The 18333-nt window shown below is 62.9% G+C and carries 15 protein-coding genes and 1 pseudogene; 2 read left to right on the top strand and 14 right to left on the bottom strand.

Features of this window, described 5'->3' with window-relative positions; genetic code table 11:
* The 14 genes from rseP to pyrH form a co-directional block, all read right to left on the bottom strand.
* A partial coding sequence (gene rseP / locus VIE67_RS06255; RefSeq protein ID WP_332024365.1) for an RIP metalloprotease RseP occupies positions 1 to 990 on the bottom strand: 990 nt, incomplete at its 3' end.
* 166 nt (positions 991 to 1156) lie between these two features.
* Positions 1157 to 2398 carry a 1-deoxy-D-xylulose-5-phosphate reductoisomerase gene (locus VIE67_RS06250; protein WP_332024363.1) on the bottom strand — a complete coding sequence of 414 codons (1242 nt, stop codon included), beginning with the start codon at positions 2396 to 2398 and terminating at the stop codon, positions 1157 to 1159.
* Positions 2395 to 3210 (bottom strand): phosphatidate cytidylyltransferase, encoded by an 816-nt coding sequence (locus tag VIE67_RS06245; protein ID WP_332024361.1) that lies wholly within the window; start codon positions 3208 to 3210, stop codon positions 2395 to 2397. The genes VIE67_RS06250 and VIE67_RS06245 overlap by 4 nt, the downstream gene beginning before the upstream one ends.
* Positions 3211 to 3212: 2 nt before the next feature.
* Positions 3213 to 3923, bottom strand: coding sequence for a polyprenyl diphosphate synthase (uppS, locus tag VIE67_RS06240; protein ID WP_332024359.1), 711 nt, complete (start codon positions 3921 to 3923; stop codon positions 3213 to 3215).
* A 117-nt stretch (positions 3924 to 4040) separates the two neighbouring features.
* The gene (gene frr / locus VIE67_RS06235) at positions 4041 to 4598 is read right to left on the bottom strand and encodes a ribosome recycling factor (RefSeq protein ID WP_332024357.1); all 558 of its coding nucleotides are present in this window, start codon (positions 4596 to 4598) and stop codon (positions 4041 to 4043) included.
* Positions 4599 to 4710: 112 nt separating this feature from the next.
* Entirely contained in the window at positions 4711 to 4911 is a 201-nt protein-coding gene (locus VIE67_RS06230; protein WP_332024355.1) for a hypothetical protein, read from the bottom strand.
* Between the two features lie 292 nt (positions 4912 to 5203).
* On the bottom strand, positions 5204 to 6232 hold the full coding sequence (locus VIE67_RS06225) for a sterol desaturase family protein (RefSeq protein ID WP_332024353.1): 1029 nt from the start codon (positions 6230 to 6232) through the stop codon (positions 5204 to 5206).
* 123 nt (positions 6233 to 6355) lie between these two features.
* Positions 6356 to 7348 carry a hypothetical protein gene (locus tag VIE67_RS06220; protein ID WP_332024351.1) on the bottom strand — a complete coding sequence of 331 codons (993 nt, stop codon included), beginning with the start codon at positions 7346 to 7348 and terminating at the stop codon, positions 6356 to 6358.
* Between the two features lie 91 nt (positions 7349 to 7439).
* Entirely contained in the window at positions 7440 to 7940 is a 501-nt protein-coding gene (locus VIE67_RS06215; protein ID WP_332024349.1) for a hypothetical protein, read from the bottom strand.
* Between the two features lie 49 nt (positions 7941 to 7989).
* On the bottom strand, positions 7990 to 12378 hold the full coding sequence (locus VIE67_RS06210; RefSeq protein WP_332024347.1) for a WD40 repeat domain-containing serine/threonine protein kinase: 4389 nt from the start codon (positions 12376 to 12378) through the stop codon (positions 7990 to 7992).
* Between the two features lie 5 nt (positions 12379 to 12383).
* Complete coding sequence (locus tag VIE67_RS06205; RefSeq protein ID WP_332024345.1) at positions 12384 to 13055, bottom strand: RNA polymerase sigma factor; 672 nt, start codon at positions 13053 to 13055, stop codon at positions 12384 to 12386.
* Between the two features lie 138 nt (positions 13056 to 13193).
* Positions 13194 to 13904: an RNA polymerase sigma factor gene (locus VIE67_RS06200; RefSeq protein WP_332024343.1), complete on the bottom strand. Its 711-nt coding sequence runs from the start codon at positions 13902 to 13904 to the stop codon at positions 13194 to 13196.
* A gap of 294 nt (positions 13905 to 14198) precedes the next feature.
* Positions 14199 to 14567, bottom strand: a complete 369-nt coding sequence (locus VIE67_RS06195) for a hypothetical protein (RefSeq protein ID WP_332024341.1) — start codon at positions 14565 to 14567, stop codon at positions 14199 to 14201.
* A gap of 241 nt (positions 14568 to 14808) precedes the next feature.
* On the bottom strand, positions 14809 to 15534 hold the full coding sequence (gene pyrH, locus VIE67_RS06190; protein WP_332024339.1) for a UMP kinase: 726 nt from the start codon (positions 15532 to 15534) through the stop codon (positions 14809 to 14811).
* A 169-nt stretch (positions 15535 to 15703) separates the two neighbouring features.
* On the opposite strand from pyrH, the gene VIE67_RS06185 reads away from it, so the two are divergent.
* Entirely contained in the window at positions 15704 to 17593 is a 1890-nt protein-coding gene (locus tag VIE67_RS06185; protein WP_332024337.1) for a hypothetical protein, read from the top strand.
* Positions 17590 to 18333, top strand: a pseudogene (locus tag VIE67_RS06180) (hypothetical protein); the annotation flags it as partial. The gene VIE67_RS06185 and the pseudogene VIE67_RS06180, both read left to right, overlap by 4 nt.

Here is an 18333-nt window from a genome sequence, read left to right as displayed (position 1 = left end):
CTCGGCGAACGCGGCAGGTATGGCGCGCAGCGGGCCGAACTGTTCGACCGCGTCGTTGACCCTGGGCTGCCAGCTGATGCCGATGATCCAGCGCGGCTTGCCATCGAAGGTGCGCTGTTCGGAGACGATAGTCAGCGGAATCTGCTCACCGTTGCGCTCGACCACGGCATGGATTTGCGGATTCTTCGCGGCCTGCTCGGCGAGAACATGCACAAACTCGGTCGAATTGGCGATCGCCACATCGTTCACGCGCACGATGCGGTCGCTCGCCTGCATGCCGGCGCGTGCCGCCGGTGAGTCTTTTTCCACCGCACCGGCAATCGCCGGAATCGGCTGCGCCTGCAGTCCGATCTGCTCGAACACCGCATCGTTGTCCGGCGCGCCGGGCGGCAGCTTGCTCAGGCTCAGCGTGACCGCACGCGACTGACCCTGCGGGTTGGTCACATCGATTTCGATGTCGCGATGGACGGCGGCGGCCTGGATGACGGCGAGCATTGCCCCGCTCATGGAATCCACATTTTCGCCGTCGACCGCCACCATGCGATCGCCGGCTCGCAGGCCCGCCTCGGCGGCCAGTCCCTTGGGCGTGTCGATCACCGGCTGATAATCCGGCCTGCCGACCACGAACATCAACCAGAACGCCGCGATGGTGAACAGGATATTGAATGCCGGGCCGGCGACGGCGATCGCGATGCGCTGCCACGCCGGTTTGGAATAGAACTCGCCCGGCTGCTTGGCGACGAGTTCAGGATCGTCGGCCTCGCGCGCGTCGAGAAACTTCACGTAGCCACCGAGCGGGATCGCGCCGACCGCATATTCGGTACCGTCGCGGCCGAAACGCGACCACAGCGGATTGCCGAAGCCGACCGAGAAGCGCAGCACCTTGACGCCAAAGCGCCGTGCGACCCAGAAGTGGCCGAACTCGTGGAAGGTGACCAGCACGCCGAGCGTGACCAGCAACCACCACACCGAACCGAAAAATTCGCTCATCTAACACTATCTCTTAACAGGGGCCCGCCGCTTGCGCCGCATGCATGGCATTGATGCTGCCGCCTTCCCTCACCGGGCAGCCCAATCGATCTGAGGGCGTGTAAGGGAAAAGCGAGTGGCGACGGCCCGGTATTTTCCCATACTTGGGCTTGCCGATGGGCGAATCTCAGCAAAACCCTTGCCGCATCTTACGTTGCGCGATCTGGCGCGCGGTTAAATCGGCGTGAAGCAGGGTCTCGATGCTGTGCACGGGTTCAGCCGGCATTGCGCCGAGCGTGGCCTCGATCAATTCGGCGATCGCGAGAAACGATAGATTGCCGTCGAGAAACGCTGCGACCGCGACTTCGTTCGCGGCGTTGAGAATGGTCGGCGCGGTCCCGCCCGCGGCGAGCGCACGGTAGGCGAGGTCGAGGCAGGCAAATGTGTCGCGGTCGGGCGCTTCGAACTGCAATTGTCCGATGCGGATCAGATCGAGCGCCGGCACGCCGGCATCGACGCGTTGCGGCCAGGCAAGCGCATGCGCGAGCGCGGTGCGCATGTCGGGATTGCCGAGCTGGGCAAGCATCGAACCGTCGGCGTATTCGACCAGCGAATGCACGAGGCTTTGTGGATGCACGACGACCTCGATCTGCGCGGGCGCGGCGCCGAACAGCCAGTGCGCTTCGATGACCTCGAGGCCCTTGTTCATCAGCGTGGCCGAATCGACCGAGATCTTGCGCCCCATGCTCCAGTTCGGATGCGCGCAGGCCTGCGCGGGTGTGATGGTCGCAAGCTCGGCGCGTTTCCTGCCGCGAAACGGCCCGCCCGAGGCGGTCAATACGATACGGCGCACGCCTGCCTTTTCAATGGGGTCAGACTCGATTGATCTGTTTGATTGTTTGTCGAGGAGCGATGGACGCTTGATCAATCGAGTCTGACCCCATTGAAAAGGCAGGCACTGGAAAATCGCGTTGTGCTCCGAATCGATCGGGATCAGGTCTCCGCCGCCTGTGTGCAGCGCGTCGAGCAGCAGGGCGCCTGCCATCACCACCGCTTCCTTGTTGGCCAGCAGCAAGCGCTTGCCCGCGCGCGCGGCGGCGAGCGTGGATTCGAGCCCGGCGGCGCCGACGATTGCGGCGATCACCGTATCGCAGTCGCCCGACGCTGCCTCAAGCAGCCCTGCCGCACCGCCCGCCGCGCGCGTGGAGAGTCCGGCGCTGGCGAGCTTGTCGCGCAGTTGGGTTTCCAGCGCTGCATCGGCGATGACCGCGAGATCGGGTTGGAAGCGCACACACAGTGCAACGAGCTCGTCGACCTTGCGATGCGCGGCAAGCACGCTGGCACGGAAGCGGTCGGGATGACGCGCGATCACGTCGAGCGCGCTCGCACCGATCGAGCCGGTCGCGCCGAGTACGGCGATTCTTTTCATAGACCGAGCAGGAATTTGCCGAGCGCGAAGATCGGCAGTGCGGCAAAAACACCGTCGAGGCGATCGCAGACGCCGCCGTGCCCAGGGAACAGATTGCCCGAGTCTTTCACGTTGGCATGGCGCTTGATGAGGCTCTCGAACAGATCGCCGGCGATGGAAAACACCACGCTGATCAGGCCGAGCACGATCAGCGCCGCGAGCGTAAAGCCACGCACGTCGAGCATCCAGCCGCCGATCGCCGCGACCAGGGCCGAACCGACCAGGGCACCGTAAACGCCGGCCATGGTTTTCCCCGGGCTGATCTGCGGCGCGAGTTTGATCTTGCCCCAGCGGCTGCCGGCGAGATAGGCGAACGTGTCCGCCGCCCAGATCAGGACCAGCGCATACAATGCCCAAGTGTGCGGCGCCGTCTGACCCAGATGCAGACGCATCATCGCCGCCCACGCGGGCAGCACGGTCAGCGCGCCGGCAACCAGTTTGAGTGCGACGTGCTCGCGCGTCGGCGACGCGGCGAAGGAAAAGTGCCGCAGCCAGGCGAATACGACCAGCCACCAGAGGCAACCGGCGCCGATCACAGTCCGCCAGACCAGCGCCGAGTCGCAATTCCACAGCCAGACGATCGCCAGCGCACCGCCGGCGACCAGTACGCTGCGCCATGGCCGCGAGCGCATCCCCGCAAGCCGCGTCCACTCCCACCACGCGAGCACGCACAGCGCGCTGATGATCGTCATGAAGCCGAGTCTCGGCATCAGCAGGATCATCGCGATGGCGAGCGGTGTGACCAGCAGGGCGGTGATGACGCGTTGTCTCATTTCTATACCTGGACGCTGGTTTTGCCATAGCGGCGTTCGCGTCCGCCGAAATCGGCCAACGCGCGGGCGAGACAGTTCTGGTCGAAATCCGGCCACAGCACATCGCTGAAATACAGCTCGCTGTAGGCCAGTTGCCAGAGCAGGAAATTACTCACGCGCCGCTCCCCGCCGGTACGGATAAACAGATCCAGCGGCGGCAGATCGGCCAGCGAGAAGAACGCGGACAGCGTGCGCTCGTCAATCTGCGCTGCGTCAATTTCGCCACGCTGCGCTGCCTGCGCCGCCTGGCGCGCGGCCTGCGCGATATCCCAGCGTCCGCCGTAGTTCACCGCGATATTGAGCGCGAGCTTGCCGTTGGCCCGGGTTTTCGCCGCCGCCGCCTGCATGCGCTCGCGCAGAGCCGGCGCAAATGCGGCGAGTTCGCCGATAAAGCGCAGGCGCACGCCGTAGCCATGCAGTTCATCGACCTCGCGGTCGAGCGCCTTGAGGAACAATTCCATCAGCGCGCTGACCTCGGTCTGCGGACGCTGCCAGTTTTCCGAGGAGAACGCGAACAGGGTCAGCGCCTCGATGCCGCGGCGCAGACAGAACTCGATCGCCGCGCGCACGGCTTTCTGCCCCGCACGGTGGCCGAACGTGCGCGGCCGATGGCGCTGACTGGCCCAACGTCCGTTGCCGTCCATGACGATGGCGATATGCCGCGGTTGCAGCATTGTGGAAATTTCCACATTGTGCACCGGCGGGGTTGGCTGCGGCTGACTCAGGTTCCCCTCCACGAGATCTGATTGCAGTTTATGCGCGGAACGTGAGCGTGCTGCAGCACACCGACACTACATCGTTATCAACTCTTCTTCCTTGCTCTTCACCACGGCGTCCACGTCCTTGACGAATTTGTCGGTGAGTTTCTGCATCTCGTCTTCGGCTTTGCGTTCCTCATCCTCGGTGATCTTCTTGTCCTTGAGGAGTTCCTTGATCTGATGCATTGCGTCGCGGCGCACGTTGCGCACCGCGACCTTGGCCGTCTCGCCTTCATGCGACACGTGCTTGGACAATTCCTTGCGGCGCTCCTCAGTCAGCGGCGGCAGGTTGATGCGGATCACCGTGCCCGCCGTGGTTGGATTGAGACCCAGGTTGGCGGCGATGATCGACTTCTCGACCGCCTGCACCATGGTCTTTTCCCACGGCGTAATCGTGAGTGAACGCGCGTCGGCGACGGCGATGTTCGCGACCTGACTGATCGGCACATCGGAGCCGTAGTAATTCACCTTCAGATGCTCGACCAGCGCCGTGCTCGCGCGGCCGGTGCGCAGGCGCTGCAATTCGTGCCGCAGCGCATCGACGCTCTTGGTCATGCGCAACTGGGCGTCTTGTTTGATCTCGTTGAGCATGGATGCATTCCGCGGAACCAACGGGCTGCGAAGTATAACAGCGTCGTTGCGCGGTCGAGTCCGCGGCAATATCGTTTGCCCAAACTGCACCCGGGGTCGGGCGTTGCGCGAGCTATCGCGGCGACGCCAGCTGGATATTCAATTGGGGCGGATCCGCGGTTTTTGCATGGGCATTGGCGATCAACGCCACGGTAGTGACCAGCATGACGCCGAGCAGGAGGACACCGAGCAACAAAATGCCTGGCAGCGATCGGCGACCGAATGCCGTGCAAGTTTTCGAGTTGGGTTCCGGCAATTTCAGTTGGCTGTTCATCGTCTTCCCGTTGTGCTTGCCTGTGCGTTGCATCGACCCGCCGGCTGAAGCCACCTAGCCTTCACTGCATTGCACCTACAGTTACAGGATTCAGCAAATCGGGAGGGAAATTACCTGCACCGCAGCAGCGACGTTGACTGCACTCTTGCTGCGCAGCCAACCCACTCGCCGATCGCAGGACTCTTTCGGAGCTGAGGGTCACTGCGGCGGGCAAAGCCCGATGTGTGCTATTGGCGAAATGGCAGCGTGCCGGTTCAGAAGCTGTGCGTCAGCTTGAATAACACAACGCGCCTCAATTCGAGTCAATGGATTTGGGAACTGGGATGGGTCGGTAGTTTGCGTCGAACGCGACTTCCTGCAGCATCCATCCCTCGCGGCTGGTGAACGCCCCCCAGAAACGCCGCAGCGTGTACCACTGCATTGCGACGAGGCCACGGCCGTTGTCGGCGTTGGCGACCGGATCACCAAGACCGGTCGGGTGCGTCGGCTCGTCGTACAGCGCCGTGCCGAACAGGTTGTCCCACACCGAAAGTACTTGGCCGTAGTTGCAGTCGTGCAGTTTCGGCCGCGCTGGGTCCGGCAGCATATGGTGCAGGCGATGAAAGCGCGGGTCGACGAGCAGCCGTTCGAAGACTCTTCCAAAGCCGAGCCGCGTGTTGGTGTGCGAAAGGTTCTGCACGAGCTCGGCCGACAGCACCAGCCAGGCGAACTGCCCGGCATTGACGCCCATGAGCAGACCCACGGTGGCGAGCAGGCACGATTCCAGTACGATGTCCAAATAGCTGACGCGGGCGTTACTCCAGCAGTTCACCTGGCGCTGGCTGTGGTGCATGCTGTGCAGAGCCCACCACCAGGGAATCGCGTGCTGGGCGCGGTGCATCCAGTAATACGCCAGGTCGTTGAGGACGTAGTAGAGGCCGAAGGCAAGGTAGGGATGCTCGTGGATGTGCGGGACGAAATGCAGCAGGCCGTCGAAAGGCACGCCAAGCAGCCCGATTGCGCTGTTGAACAAGCTCGCGAACGGCGACAACACAAAAAAAGCGAGCAACGGGTTCAAGCCGATCAGCAGCAGCGTGAAACGCCGGTCGACCGTTGTCAGCTTGCGCTCTTTCCAGCCCTCCGCCGGCGCGAGTGTTTCGAGCGGACGGAACACGCAGGCGATGATCGCGATTTGCAGCAGCGCGATCAGCAGCGCTTCGGCGATGTCTTCGGGCTCTCCGATCAGGGTGCCCAGATGCAGAAAGGCCAGCGCCGGCTCCACCGCATGTGCGGAAACCCGGTCGACCGCCAGCCACCACCAATGCGCGAACACTTCTAACATGTTGGGTGACGCGATGCTGTTTCAGCTGTTCTCGAACGGACCGAATGAAACCGGCCCGGCGGATTCTGCGCCGCCACGGTGCAGAGCCGTCATTGTAAAGCGTAGCGACGTGGCTGGTTGGCCCTAGAAACTGCGCGTCAACCGTGCTTCGATGGCATACTTGAAGTCGAACACCGTATCGCCCCAGAACTCGTGCTGGACGCTGGCCGATACGAGGTACTTGTTGCTGAAAGCGTAGTCGAAGCCGAGGCCTGCGGCATGATAATCGTGCTGGGCGGTGCGCTGCCTTTCGTACCAAAAGATGTCGAAGTTCGGCTTTCCAAGGCCGGCCCTTGCGCCGAAGCCGGCGCGGCCCGTCACGAACCCGCGCACCGAGAACTTCTCGGTGACGAACCAGCCGAGTTCGCCGTCGAAGCGCTGGTAGCCGGGATTGATGCCGAGCACATGCTGGCTGAGCGCATAGCCGTAACCGAGCTTGTAGTAGAAATCGGTGAAGTCGAACTGGTGCGACAGCGTCACCGCGAGCAGCAACTGGCGGAGATCTTGTCCCACCACGGCGTTGCCGTAGGTCGGGTAGTCATGGGTCGGGATATACGCGGTGGCCGACGGCGTGATGTCGTAGCCGCCGATGCTGGCGTGCCACGCCGCGCCGATGTTCCAGTCCTGCCAGGCACCGTGATAGTTGCCGTCGTCGAGGAACGGCGAGTCCGGCTGTTGCGGAGTCAGCGGCGGTGCGCCCGCGCATTGCGGCGCAGCGGTGATAGTCGGGCAGTTCTGGAAGGCGGCGGGACCGGTGGCGCGGCCGTCGAAGTAACGGACTCCGCCGTAGATCGTCCAGTCGTTGCTGACGTTATAGCTCGCGTCGAAGCCAGTGCCCAACATGTGCACGACGCCGAGCGGCAGCTTGAGGTTGGAGCGCAGCCAGAAGCCGTTGATGTCGGTATCGAAGAAGTCGATCGAAACGCTGCCATGGCCTTGCGCAGAGCGTTTAGGCGAGTCGTCGGCCGACGCAGCCGTCTGGCTGCTCGCGTCTTGCGCCTGCGCGTTCGCCGGCCGCGCGCAAAGCGCGCCGAATACTACAACCACACCCAATGCAGCACAGCAGAAACCGCGCATAGCCGACTCCCGAAAATGAATACACAACATTCACCCCTCCCAATTCCGTCGCTGGAACGGGAGAATTCGACTTGCTACCCCGGCGCGTGAACTATGTCCCGCGCGTCTTCATCGTCTGCTCGATCGTCTTCAGAAACTGGTTGATATTCGCGTCTTCGTTGAGCGCCAGCGGATACTGTTTGCGCGCGGCCTCGTCGTTGCCGTGCTGAAACACCGGAATCAGCGACGGCTCGTGGTTGACGCGTGCGATCTGCGCATTGATCGCCGGCAGATCCCCAGCGTAGGCAATGATGACGTCGTAGGGTTGCGCGGCCAGCGCTTTGGCCAATGCATCGGGGGTCTCGACCACGGTCACCTTGTGTCCGGCTTTTTCCAGACTATGGTGAAAATCCTGCCTGTCCGAACCAATTGCTTGCTCTGTGGCGGATCCGGCGTAGAGCAGGATATTCGCCGGATGCCGGGTGATGAAGGCGTGGTAGCGCAGCGCGCCACCCATGCGGTACATCACTTCTCCGCATGCCTGCGCATCCGAGGCGGAAATGGCGACGGCCAACAACAATGTTGTCGTACTGAGTGTCGTGAGCTTGTTCATGGGCTTACTCTCCTCGCGGGTGTGGGACTGCGTGTGCAGCCATCCTGGGCTAGGGTTTCTCCTGCGTCACGTTGTTTGCGGTATTGCTTCCGGAATTAGGGGTGGGGATTACAGGCTCGGCCGTAATCGCAAAAAACACGGGCAGACTCGTCACGGAGTTTCCCTCTGTCTCGAGATCCAGGCTGGCGATCAAACGGTCCGGATGCGGGTTCGGCAAGCGCGGATCGCTGATGGGCCTCTGGAACAGTCCGCCGATAAGCCGAAAGGCGTCACCCTGAACCCAGCCGATTGGAACCGACCAGTCAACTCCAGGGAATGCAGGTAATTCATGCAGAGTGCGCAACGGCAAGATGGCTTCGCTGCCGTCGCGGTAGTGCAGGCGGATATCGGCATAGGTCACTTCGTTGCTGACCTGAGCCAGCATGGGCGCGTGCATCAGTACGTGGAATGCTGCAATCGGCAGTGCCGGTACCTTGATGCCGGTCAATTTGGCTTGAAGGTGCACATCGTGATGCAATCCAATGACGGTGCCGGTGGAGCGCAACTCGGCTGCGCCACGCAGATCATAGTCCACGCCATCGATGCGTGGACGGCCGAACGGCAGACCGGCGCCTGCAGGGAAGACCGTGTTCATGATGTTGTTGGTGGTCCCTGGCGCGGCAGTGTAGACCGCGGTCAGATCGAGCAACAACGGGCTGGTGTCAGAAGCGCGCAACGGCAACGGAACTCCGGAAATCATGCGCGCTACGGGCGGTTCTGGGCGTGATTCCGCTGCTGACCCCGGGCCTGGGTCGCGTCGTCGCAGATCCCGTGTTTCGGCCGCGTCGGCCCGACGCATGATGCGCTGCCCGCCGCTTTCCGGCGCCAGCAAGCCGGCATCCGCGCTCAGGTCGGATGACGCTCGGCTATCGGTTGCTACCGGCCATACCAGCCATTCTTGTTGCATCGTCCGGCACAACAGTTGCTGATCGTCGCGCGAAAACGCAAGTTGTGCCACGGCATCCACCGCGGGCATGTCCGTATGCAACGCGGGTGCTATCGGCACCAGTGTTGTCGCGTCGTAGACCTGCACGTCGCGGCCGAACGCGTGCGCAATCAAACGTCCGTCGTGGCTGACTGCGAACACTGTCGTCGCTTCGCCGCCATAGCGTCGTTCGCTGCTGCGTTCGTCATGCGTGCCAGGATCGAGTATAAGGCGATCCTTGGTGGCCAGCAGCGGTTTGTTGCCGAGCAGAGTCACGCCGATCGGGTAGGCGCCCGGAACATTGCGTCGCTCGCGCAACACACTCGCGCGTGGATCCCAGCGGATCAACTCGGCGTTATCGCTCAGGGTGTCATCGACGTTGCGTGTGACCAGCCATACTTGGGTTGCATCGGCGGTGAACGTTGCCCACAAGACCGGCCGCTGCGCGTCGTGCGGATAGGCGCCGAGGCGCTGCAGGGTGGCGCTGTCGAATATCTCGGTCGAGCCGTCAGGGGGCCCTGTGGCGAGTAGACGCGACGCATCCGGCGAAAGCTCCAGTTGCCGCAGGGGGCCCTTGACGGTAGCGCCGCCCACACGCAGTTTTCCGGTTCTCAGATCGTAGCTTTCCAGATTTTCCTCAAAGCCACTCTTGCCGTTGTGGCCGAATGCCAACACTACGAAGGCGCCGTCGGCGCTTGCAGCCAGGCGCATGGGATTTGCGCGCAGCGCGAGTGGCGGGTAGCGAGGTTTCATCGTCGCCGCATCGAAAACGAAAAGCTGTGGTCCGGCGGAAGCGACCAGCGTTTTTGCCCCATCCACAAGTTCGGCGAAGCCGACCGGTTGTGGCAGATCCACCCACGGTGTCGCCGGCCCGCCATGTACGGACGCGACACGAATCTTTGTGTAGGCCACATCGGGTACATGCTCGCCGTCGAAATTCAAGCCGGCGGCAACTAATTGTGCCGAACGTTCAGGCAGCATCGGCGAATGCGGTAGCCGCCACAAACGCACTTCGCCGTCCATGTCTGCGGTCGCAAGCAAGCCGGTTTGCGGGGATTCGCTGACCCAATATTGACCGCTCCGCTCCGAGCGCGTGGGGCCCGAAATCAGGCGTGTTGCGGGCATTCCGTTTGGGCCCGGCTTTGGCAAACGCCACAAGGTCGTCTCGCCAACACCCGAGGCGATCAGCAGTCGCCTGCGGCGATCGACCGCCACGTGGCTCACAATGAAATCGTTTTGCATCTGGCCGGAATGAAGGGCCGTTCCGCTGGCGACATCGAAGGCATACGCGGCGCCGTCCTGGTCAGCCACGCCGAGCCACGCGCTGTCTTCGCTGAACTCCAGCCAGGTGATTTCGCGGCCCGCGGGCATCGGCAACTGGCGTGCGGCGAAGGTCTTCAGATCGATGAGGAATACGCTGCCATAGGCGTCGCCCAGCGCGAGCTGAGATCCGTCGCCGCTTTCGCGCCATGCAGTCGCAACATCGTGACTCGGCAGTTGTATTGGCTGCGACACGGACAGCTGCCGCGGATCGAATCGTTCGAGTTCCAGGTTGGTGTTGCTAAACCTCAGTCCGAGATGCCCGTTTTGCGTCAGCAACCAAGGTAGATTGGGGTCGATTGGATTTGGATCCGGGTGATCCGAAACGGGCCGCCAAGGTTTGACCTGCCAAAACTGCACCTCGCTGCGCCTGTTATAGAGCAGTGCAAAGCGGCCGTCGGCGCTGTAGTTCGCATTCGTGAAGTCCGCGAATGCCGCAGGCGGTTTGATTACACGCGCGGCATCAAGATCGATCAGGTACGTGTTGTTGTCGGCTGGATTTGCTGACAAAGAGAACCACTCCAGGGTGGCGCGCAGGCGATGGTTGTCGACAAAGCGCAGCAATTGCGGAACCCGGGTGGTGCCGTCGGAAGTCGGCAGATCGGCCAGGTCCACGCGGCCGCGCTCGGTCAAGGTTGCGGTGTCGTACCAGCGCACGCTGACATCGTTCAGGCCCACCGCGAGCAGGCTGCCATCGGGGCTGAGCGCAACTGTTATTGGATTCGCATCCGCAATGATCATGCGATCGATCAGGATGACGCCTTGATTGAGAACTACACTGACCTCGCGGCGCTCGACGCTGGCAAGGTCGTTCTTGCCGGCGCGTTCCTGCTCTTCGATATTCGCTATCAGTTGCGGCAGTGCCTCGAACCCTTTGCCGTCTCTCTCCAGACGCAGAGCGGCGTCGTGGCGGCTGGCCCACAGACGTTGGTTCGAGGTTGTCGCATTGTTTTCGGCGAGTTGTCTTTGTTGTTCGGTGCTTTGCCTTTGTGTTTCGGCGCGACGCCATTGTTGAGTCGTGGCGGCAATTCCCGCCAACAGAGCGCTGAACGCGAGAACCGCCAGCGCGGCGACTTTTGGTTCGCGACGCGCCCAGCGCCAGCTGCGCTGAGCGATATTCAACGGATGCGCGCGTACCTCGCGACCCTCGATGAAACGGGCCAGGTCGTCAGCCAGCGCTCGCGCGCTCGCATAGCGCCCGGCGACATCGCGTGCCATGCACTTGAGAATGATCGCTTCGAGATCGCGCGGCAGGTCCTCGACGTAACGGCGCGGGCTGCGTAATGCTCCCTCGACGACGAGCTTGAGTGTGGCATGTGGCGAATCGCCGAGAAACGGCGGCTGCGCTGTGACCAGTTCGTAAAGAATCGCACCCAGTCCCCAGATATCCGTGGCGGCCGTGATTCTGCGTGCCCCGACCGTCGCCTGTTCCGGCGCCATGTAGCTGGGAGTGCCGGAGACTTCATCGCTGTCGGCGGCCAGCCCGTCGTCGAGGCGTCGGGCCAGGCCGAAGTCGGCGACGTGCGGGTTGCCGTCCTCGTCAAGCAGTACGTTGGCCGGCTTCAGATCCAGATGCAGCACGCCCAGGCGATGGGCGTAATCGACCGCCTCGGCAATCGTGCGCATCAAGGTCGCTGCGCGTGCTGCGGGCAGGCGTCCGTCGCGCTTGACCACAGCTGCCAGGCTCGATCCCTGGATCAGGCGCATGCTGAAGAAATGCAGCTCCTCCGCGCTGCCGACCTCGTAGATCGCCACGATGTTCGGATGCTGCATACGCGCCGCGTTCTGCGCTTCGCGATGAAAACGCTCGACGAACTCGCGCGATGCCCACGGACCGGCAGCGAGCAGTTTCACGGCGACATCACGATCCAGGCTCGCCTGGCGCGCGCGGTAGACCACGCCCATGCCGCCTTCGCCGATCAACTCCAGAAGTTCGTAATCGCCGAACTGGCGCTGCACCGGATCGGTCAGATCCAGTTCCAGCGCGTCGTTGGGCAGAAAGGCGAGGTTGCGTCCCTGCGACGCCCCCGTGATTGCGGTGCGCGACATGCTGCCGAAGGCCAGATTGGCCAAGGCCGAGCCGTGTACGTGCAAGGCCAGGGTATCGGCGTCCAGTGCGCTGGGCAGCGAATCGTCGTTGCGACGCGCGTTCATCGCCGTCAGTGCATGCCGACCAGCACCGCGTGCAACGCGTCCTGTTCGGTCGCCAGTTCTTCGGCCGAGGTAACGGTGTCGGCGAGCTCTTCGCCGACGAGTTCGCGAAAGCGCTGGCGCAGGCGTTTCAGAGCAACAACGAGTGCCAGCGGGCGCGAGTTCAACTGCTGTGCTATCGCTTCGTATTCGCCGGGCCCCGGGTCGTGCGCGAGATGGGGCTGCAGCGCTTCGTACATGGTCAGATGACCGGCGCGGTTGGCTTCCGAGCGCAGGCGCTTGAACGCACGGCTGATGACTTCGAGTGCGAAGCCGCGCTGATAGGCTTCCTCGGGCGACGTCGCGCTGGCACTGTCGCGTTCGAAGCGCTGTTCGAGATCGGCTGGTGCGCTGAGTTCGACTGCGGGATCGTCGGCAGGCGTTTCCTTCCAGTCGCTGCCGAGGAATGCGTGCAGGCGACTGAGCAGATAACGGCGGAAATCGCCGCGTGGCGCGCCGACCTGATCGGCGTGAAATGCGTGCATCAGGTGCTTGAGAAAGCTGCCGGTGATATCGCGCGCGATGGCCGGCGCATGGCCGCAACGACGCACGTAGGCATAGACCGGATACCAGTAGCGCTGCACCAGTTCGGCCAGCGCGCCGCGCCCGTCCGTGTCGGTCGACGTAGACGCTGTATGCATGACCACGGACCAGCGTGTGGTGGCGAATCTGTCGTTGGAACGGCTTGAATGGCTAATCATCACTTTGCGGCTCCCCGACATTTGGCCAACCCCTATTCAGGAACTGGCCGGTGAAATTACAGCGTTATGCTGAAAACCTTACGCCACCGCATGGCCGAGAGCTGCGCGCAGGCCGCGCAGCTCGGCTTCGAGATCGTCGCGATCCAGCGTCGTCTGCGCCAGTTCCGCGCGCACCAGCTCGCGCAATCGGTGGCGCATGCGATGCACGGCGACCGCGAGCGTGTTGCGGCGCAGGTTGAGCGCAGCTGCGGCGCGCGCGTAGTCTTCCTCGTCGGGGCGTTCGGTCAGAAATTCCTGCAACTGCTCGAACAGCGCACCCTTGCCCGCACGCTCGGCCTCTGCGCGCAGCTTGGCCAGCGCCGAATCGAGTACCGCGACCGCCCAGCTGCGTTCGAATTCATACTCGGGCGAGGCGTGCACGCCGGCGGTGATCGCGCCGCCGCTGCTGTCGGACATGAGCAGATCGAAATGCACGCCGCCGCCACGCTTGATGGCGTGGTTTTCCATGTCCGAGTTGATCAGGAAACGCTTGAGCGCAGTCAGCAGAAACGCGCGAAACTTGCCGCGCGCCGGATCGGCATCGGCGTGGTAGGCGTGCTCGAGAAAACGCGTGAAGAAACTCTGCGCCAGATCTTCCGCGACGTCGGGGGTATATCCGCGGCCGCGGATATAGGCGAGCACCGGAGGGCGATAGGTGCGGCACAGGGCCTCCAATGCCGTTCGTGCCTGCGAGGGATCGCCGCGGGCGCGCAGCACAATGCTCCAATGCGTCGTATCGAACCGTGTCATTGCACGTCGTTTCCCGGGCAAAGTCGTGCCGCGCACAGTCTGCCACAACTTTGGTTTTTGTGCGGATTGCGGCGCTGGCGCGTCTGCAAGGATGCAAGCGCGGTTCGCCGTCGTTGGTTTCGGCATACTCGACTCATGCATGCGGCGCGTAGCTGATGTCGAGCTACCCTTTCAGAAACGGTCGCGGAAATTACGACGTGAAGAAACTCGTGCTTTGCCGGCGCCAAAAAAAGCCCCGCGGGAGCGGGGCTAACTAGGGCTCCATCGCGCGTCCATGCGCAATGGGCGGGGGGGTCACTTCACGGCGACGGCTTGCGCTGACTGGCGTTGCTCGTAGTCGCGCAGAAAAGTCTGGTAGCGCTCGGCGACTTTCGAATACGACGTGTTGTATTCCGGATAGGCGCCGGCGGCTCCGAACAACATGCCGATTTCGCGCGCGCTGAAGTTGCGGCGGATTTCGCCGTGGAACGCGCTGCACGCAGCGGCTGCATTCGGCGGCGTGCACTCGGTTACTTCCTTGCCGGCTGCGGCAGCCAAGGCGCCTGATGCATCGTTCGGACTGCTGCGTACGGTGACTGGCGAGAGGGAACGGGTTTCCCCGGCAGTGGCGGAAACAGCGACGATGGACAGACAAATTGCGGTGGTCAGCAGAATGGATTTCATGACGCTCTCCTTGAGATGATTGGATGAACAGTGGATGCGATCGTTCCCTCGATCGCATCCACGCCCTGACGGAGGCGGCGTTCGCATCCTGGTTGCGGAAACGACTGCCTTCACCGATATATTTCAGGAATGGCCGAGCACGATTACAGGCCCGCCGGGGAAAATTCCGGCAACCGCATCCATGCGCGCCCCGCATTGCACGGAGCGCGTCTGTCGAAGTGTTAAAAAGTGGATAAGTGAATTATTTGCCGGTGTCGACCAGGGTGCCGACCTGCTCGCCGCGCACGATGCGCATCAGATCGCCTTCGCGGCCGAGGTCGTAAATGCGCAGCGGCAGCTTGTTGTCGCGGCAGAGCGCGATCGCCGCCGTGTCCATCACCGCAAGCTTGCGTTCGATCACCTGGTCGTAGGTCAGGCGTTCATAGCGCTGCGCGTTCGGGTCCTTCTTCGGGTCTGCGCTGTACACGCCATCGACCTTGGTCGCCTTGAGCACGACCTCCGCGCCGATCTCGATCGCGCGCAGCGCGGCGGCCGAGTCGGTGGTGAAGAACGGGTTGCCGGTGCCGGCGGCGAACACCACGACGCGGCCCTTTTCCAGATGCCGGATCGCGCGGCGGCGGATGAAGTCCTCGCACACCTCGTTGATCTTGATCGCGCTCATCACGCGCGCCTCGGCGCCGACTTTCTCCAGCGCATCCTGCATCGCGAGCGCATTGATCACGGTGGCGAGCATGCCCATGTGGTCGCCGGTGACGCGGTCCATGCCTGCCGCGGCCAGACCTTCGCCGCGGAAAATGTTGCCGCCGCCGATCACCAGGCCGATCTGGACTCCGGCGCGTTGCACATCGAGCGCCTCGCGCGCCAGACGCCTGAGCACTTTCGGGTCGATGCCGTAATCGGAATCGCCCATCAGCGCCTCGCCGCTGAGTTTCAAAAGGATACGTTTATACTTCGTCTCGGCGGGCATGCGCATGTCTCCGGAGGCGGGGAGGGCAAAACAGACATATTGTAGCGAAGCAGGGGCGCTTCGGGGGCCCCCGCATGCCGCTCCGGCGCGCCAGCTGCGCTAAACTCGACAAATACAACGCCGCATGAGTCCGTGCTCATCCGGCGTTTTGCCTAAGGGGGCATAGCCGGTGGGATCTTTCTTCGCCGAACTCAAGCGCCGCAACGTGATCCGCATGGCCGGGTTGTATCTGGTCGGCGCGTGGCTACTGGTGCAGGTGTCGAGTACTGTGTTGCCTGCGTTCGACGTGCCGGGCTGGGCGCTGCGTGCGTTGATTATCGTGCTGGCGATCGGCTTTCTGCCGGCGATATTCGTTTCTTGGGTATTCGAGCTCACGCCCGATGGCCTCAAACGTGACGAGGACGTCAAGCTCGAGGAGTCCATCGCCCCGCAGACGGCGCGACGCATGAATCGACTGCTTCTGATCGTGGCTATTCTGGCGATCGGCTATTTCGCGTTCGACAAATTCGTTCTCGCGCCGCGCCGCGATGCAACGCTGGTGGCGCAGACGACCGCGCGGGTCGCCGCCGAGGCCACTGCGGAAAAATCGAAGGTCAATCCGCGTTCGATCGCGGTGCTGCCGTTCGTGAACATGTCCACCGATGCGGAAAACGAATTCTTTTCCGATGGTCTGTCCGAGGAAATTCTCAATTCGCTGGCACGCATCGAGGGCATGCAGGTGGTCGGGCGCACGTCGTCGTTCCAGTTCAAGGGCAAGAGTGAAGACCTGCGCGCAGTCGGCGAAAAGCTCGGAGTGGCCTCGGTCCTGGAAGGTAGCGTGCGGCGCGAAGGCGAACGCGCGCGCATCACCGCGCAGCTGATCCGCACGTCTGACGGCATCCACCTGTGGTCGCAGACCTACGACCGCACTGTGAAGGACAGCCTGGCGGTGCAACTGGATATCGCCGAGCAGGTGGCCGGCGTGCTGAACGTGGTGCTGGACGACAAGCAGCGCGCGCACATGCGTGCGGCGGGCGTGAAGAATGTCGATGCCTCCATCGCCTACCAGAAAGGCTGGAAGCTCTACATCGACGCGCACCGCAAGCCCGACATCGATTTGATCGATGGCCTGCGCCTGGCCAATGTCGAATTCGACAAGGCGATCGCGCTGGAGCCGGATTTTTCCTTTGCGTATTTCGCCGAGACGGGTCTGTACGAACACATCCTGATCGCCGATGACCGCAGTCAGGCCGAACGCCTCGATGCGCAGCGTTCTTCGTTGCACAGCCTCCAACTGGCGGCCGATAACAGCCCGGATGGGCAGCAACGCCAGTTGGCGCTGGCCGAACGGCAATTCCTGAGCGACGACTGGCATGGCTTGTCGGACAACATTGGGGCGGCACTCAAACAACCCGGTTGCAGCGCGCCGAACTGGATGCCGGTTTTCGCCAGCGCCTTCGGCTATAGCGACCTCCTTGAAGACCTCGGCGCGCGGGTGAATGCCTGCGATCCCTTGAATTCGATCAACTTCAACACGCGATCCTGGGCGGCGCTCGCGACCGGGCACCCTGAGCGCGTACTGGCTGTCGAGGCGGCGGCAGTGCAGGCGCGCGGCGGCGGCGCAATCGCAACTCCCAATCAAGCCATCGCGATGACGATGATGGGGCGGATCGCGGAAGCTAGGACGGTGCTTGCGTCGATGGAGGCGCGCGGCGAAGGCTATTACATGGCGCAAGTGATCGTGGGCACGGCCGCTGGCGAAAGCGCAGCAAGCATCCACGCCCGCTTGCAGGGCGTGGATCGCAAGAACTCGAAATTGAAAATGTGGGCCACCGCCGACGCGGTTGAAGCCGCACTGTCAGGCAATCGCGCCGAAGCCAATCGGCAAGCAGCAGCGCTGGATGCGCGACCGGCGGGCGGGCTGCTGCTTGCCATCCTCGTCAGCTCTTGCCAATGCGGCGCGCCGTTCGACCTCGATGCCACGCCCAACTTCAAGGCAAGACTCGCCGAATCCGGTCTGCATTGGCCGCCACCGCAGACCATCAAGTACCCGCCGCGCGCGCCGGCTCCGAAGCCATGAGCCTGCTCGCCGAACTCAAGCGCCGCAACGTCATTCGCATGGCTGGGTTGTACTTGGTCGGCGCGTGGCTGGTCACGCAGGTGGCCAGCACGGTGTTTCCTGCATTCGACGTTCCGGGCTGGGTGTTGCGCGCATTGATCATCGTACTTGTGCTCGGCTTCGTGCCCGCGCTGATCTTCAGCTGGGTGTTCGAGCTGACGCCGGAGGGCCTGAAGCGCGACGCCGAGGTCAAGCCTGGCGAATCGATCGCACCGAGTACCGCACGGCAGATCGACCGACTGATCATCGTCGTGCTGATTTGTGCACTTGTATACTTCGCCGTCGACAAGTTCCTGTTGACTTCGCGACGCGACAACGTCGCAGCGACCCCAGCCACCGCGACGTCTGAGCAGGTAAAAACGGTCCCGCTTGCGGCGAACGCGATCCCCGAGATCGACAAGGATCCATCGATCGCTGTTCTGCCGCTGGTCAACATGAGTTCGGACAAGGAGCAGGAGTATTTCTCCGACGGCATCTCCGAGGAACTGCTGAACCTGCTCGCCAAGGTACCGAAGCTGCGCGTAATCGCGCGCACGTCGAGTTTTTCCTTCAAGGGCAAAGAAGTCGCGATTCCCGAGATTGCCCGCGCATTGAACGTCGCGGCACTCCTCGAAGGCAGCGTGCGCAAGTCGGGCGACAAGGTGCGCATCACCGTGCAGCTGATCCGCGCGAGCGACAGTTCGCATCTGTGGTCGGAGACC

Origin of the sequence: Rudaea sp., from assembly GCF_036560865.1 — a bacterium.
Lineage (GTDB): Bacteria > Pseudomonadota > Gammaproteobacteria > Xanthomonadales > Rhodanobacteraceae > Rudaea.
This window is presented reverse-complemented; position numbering and strand designations above follow the sequence as displayed.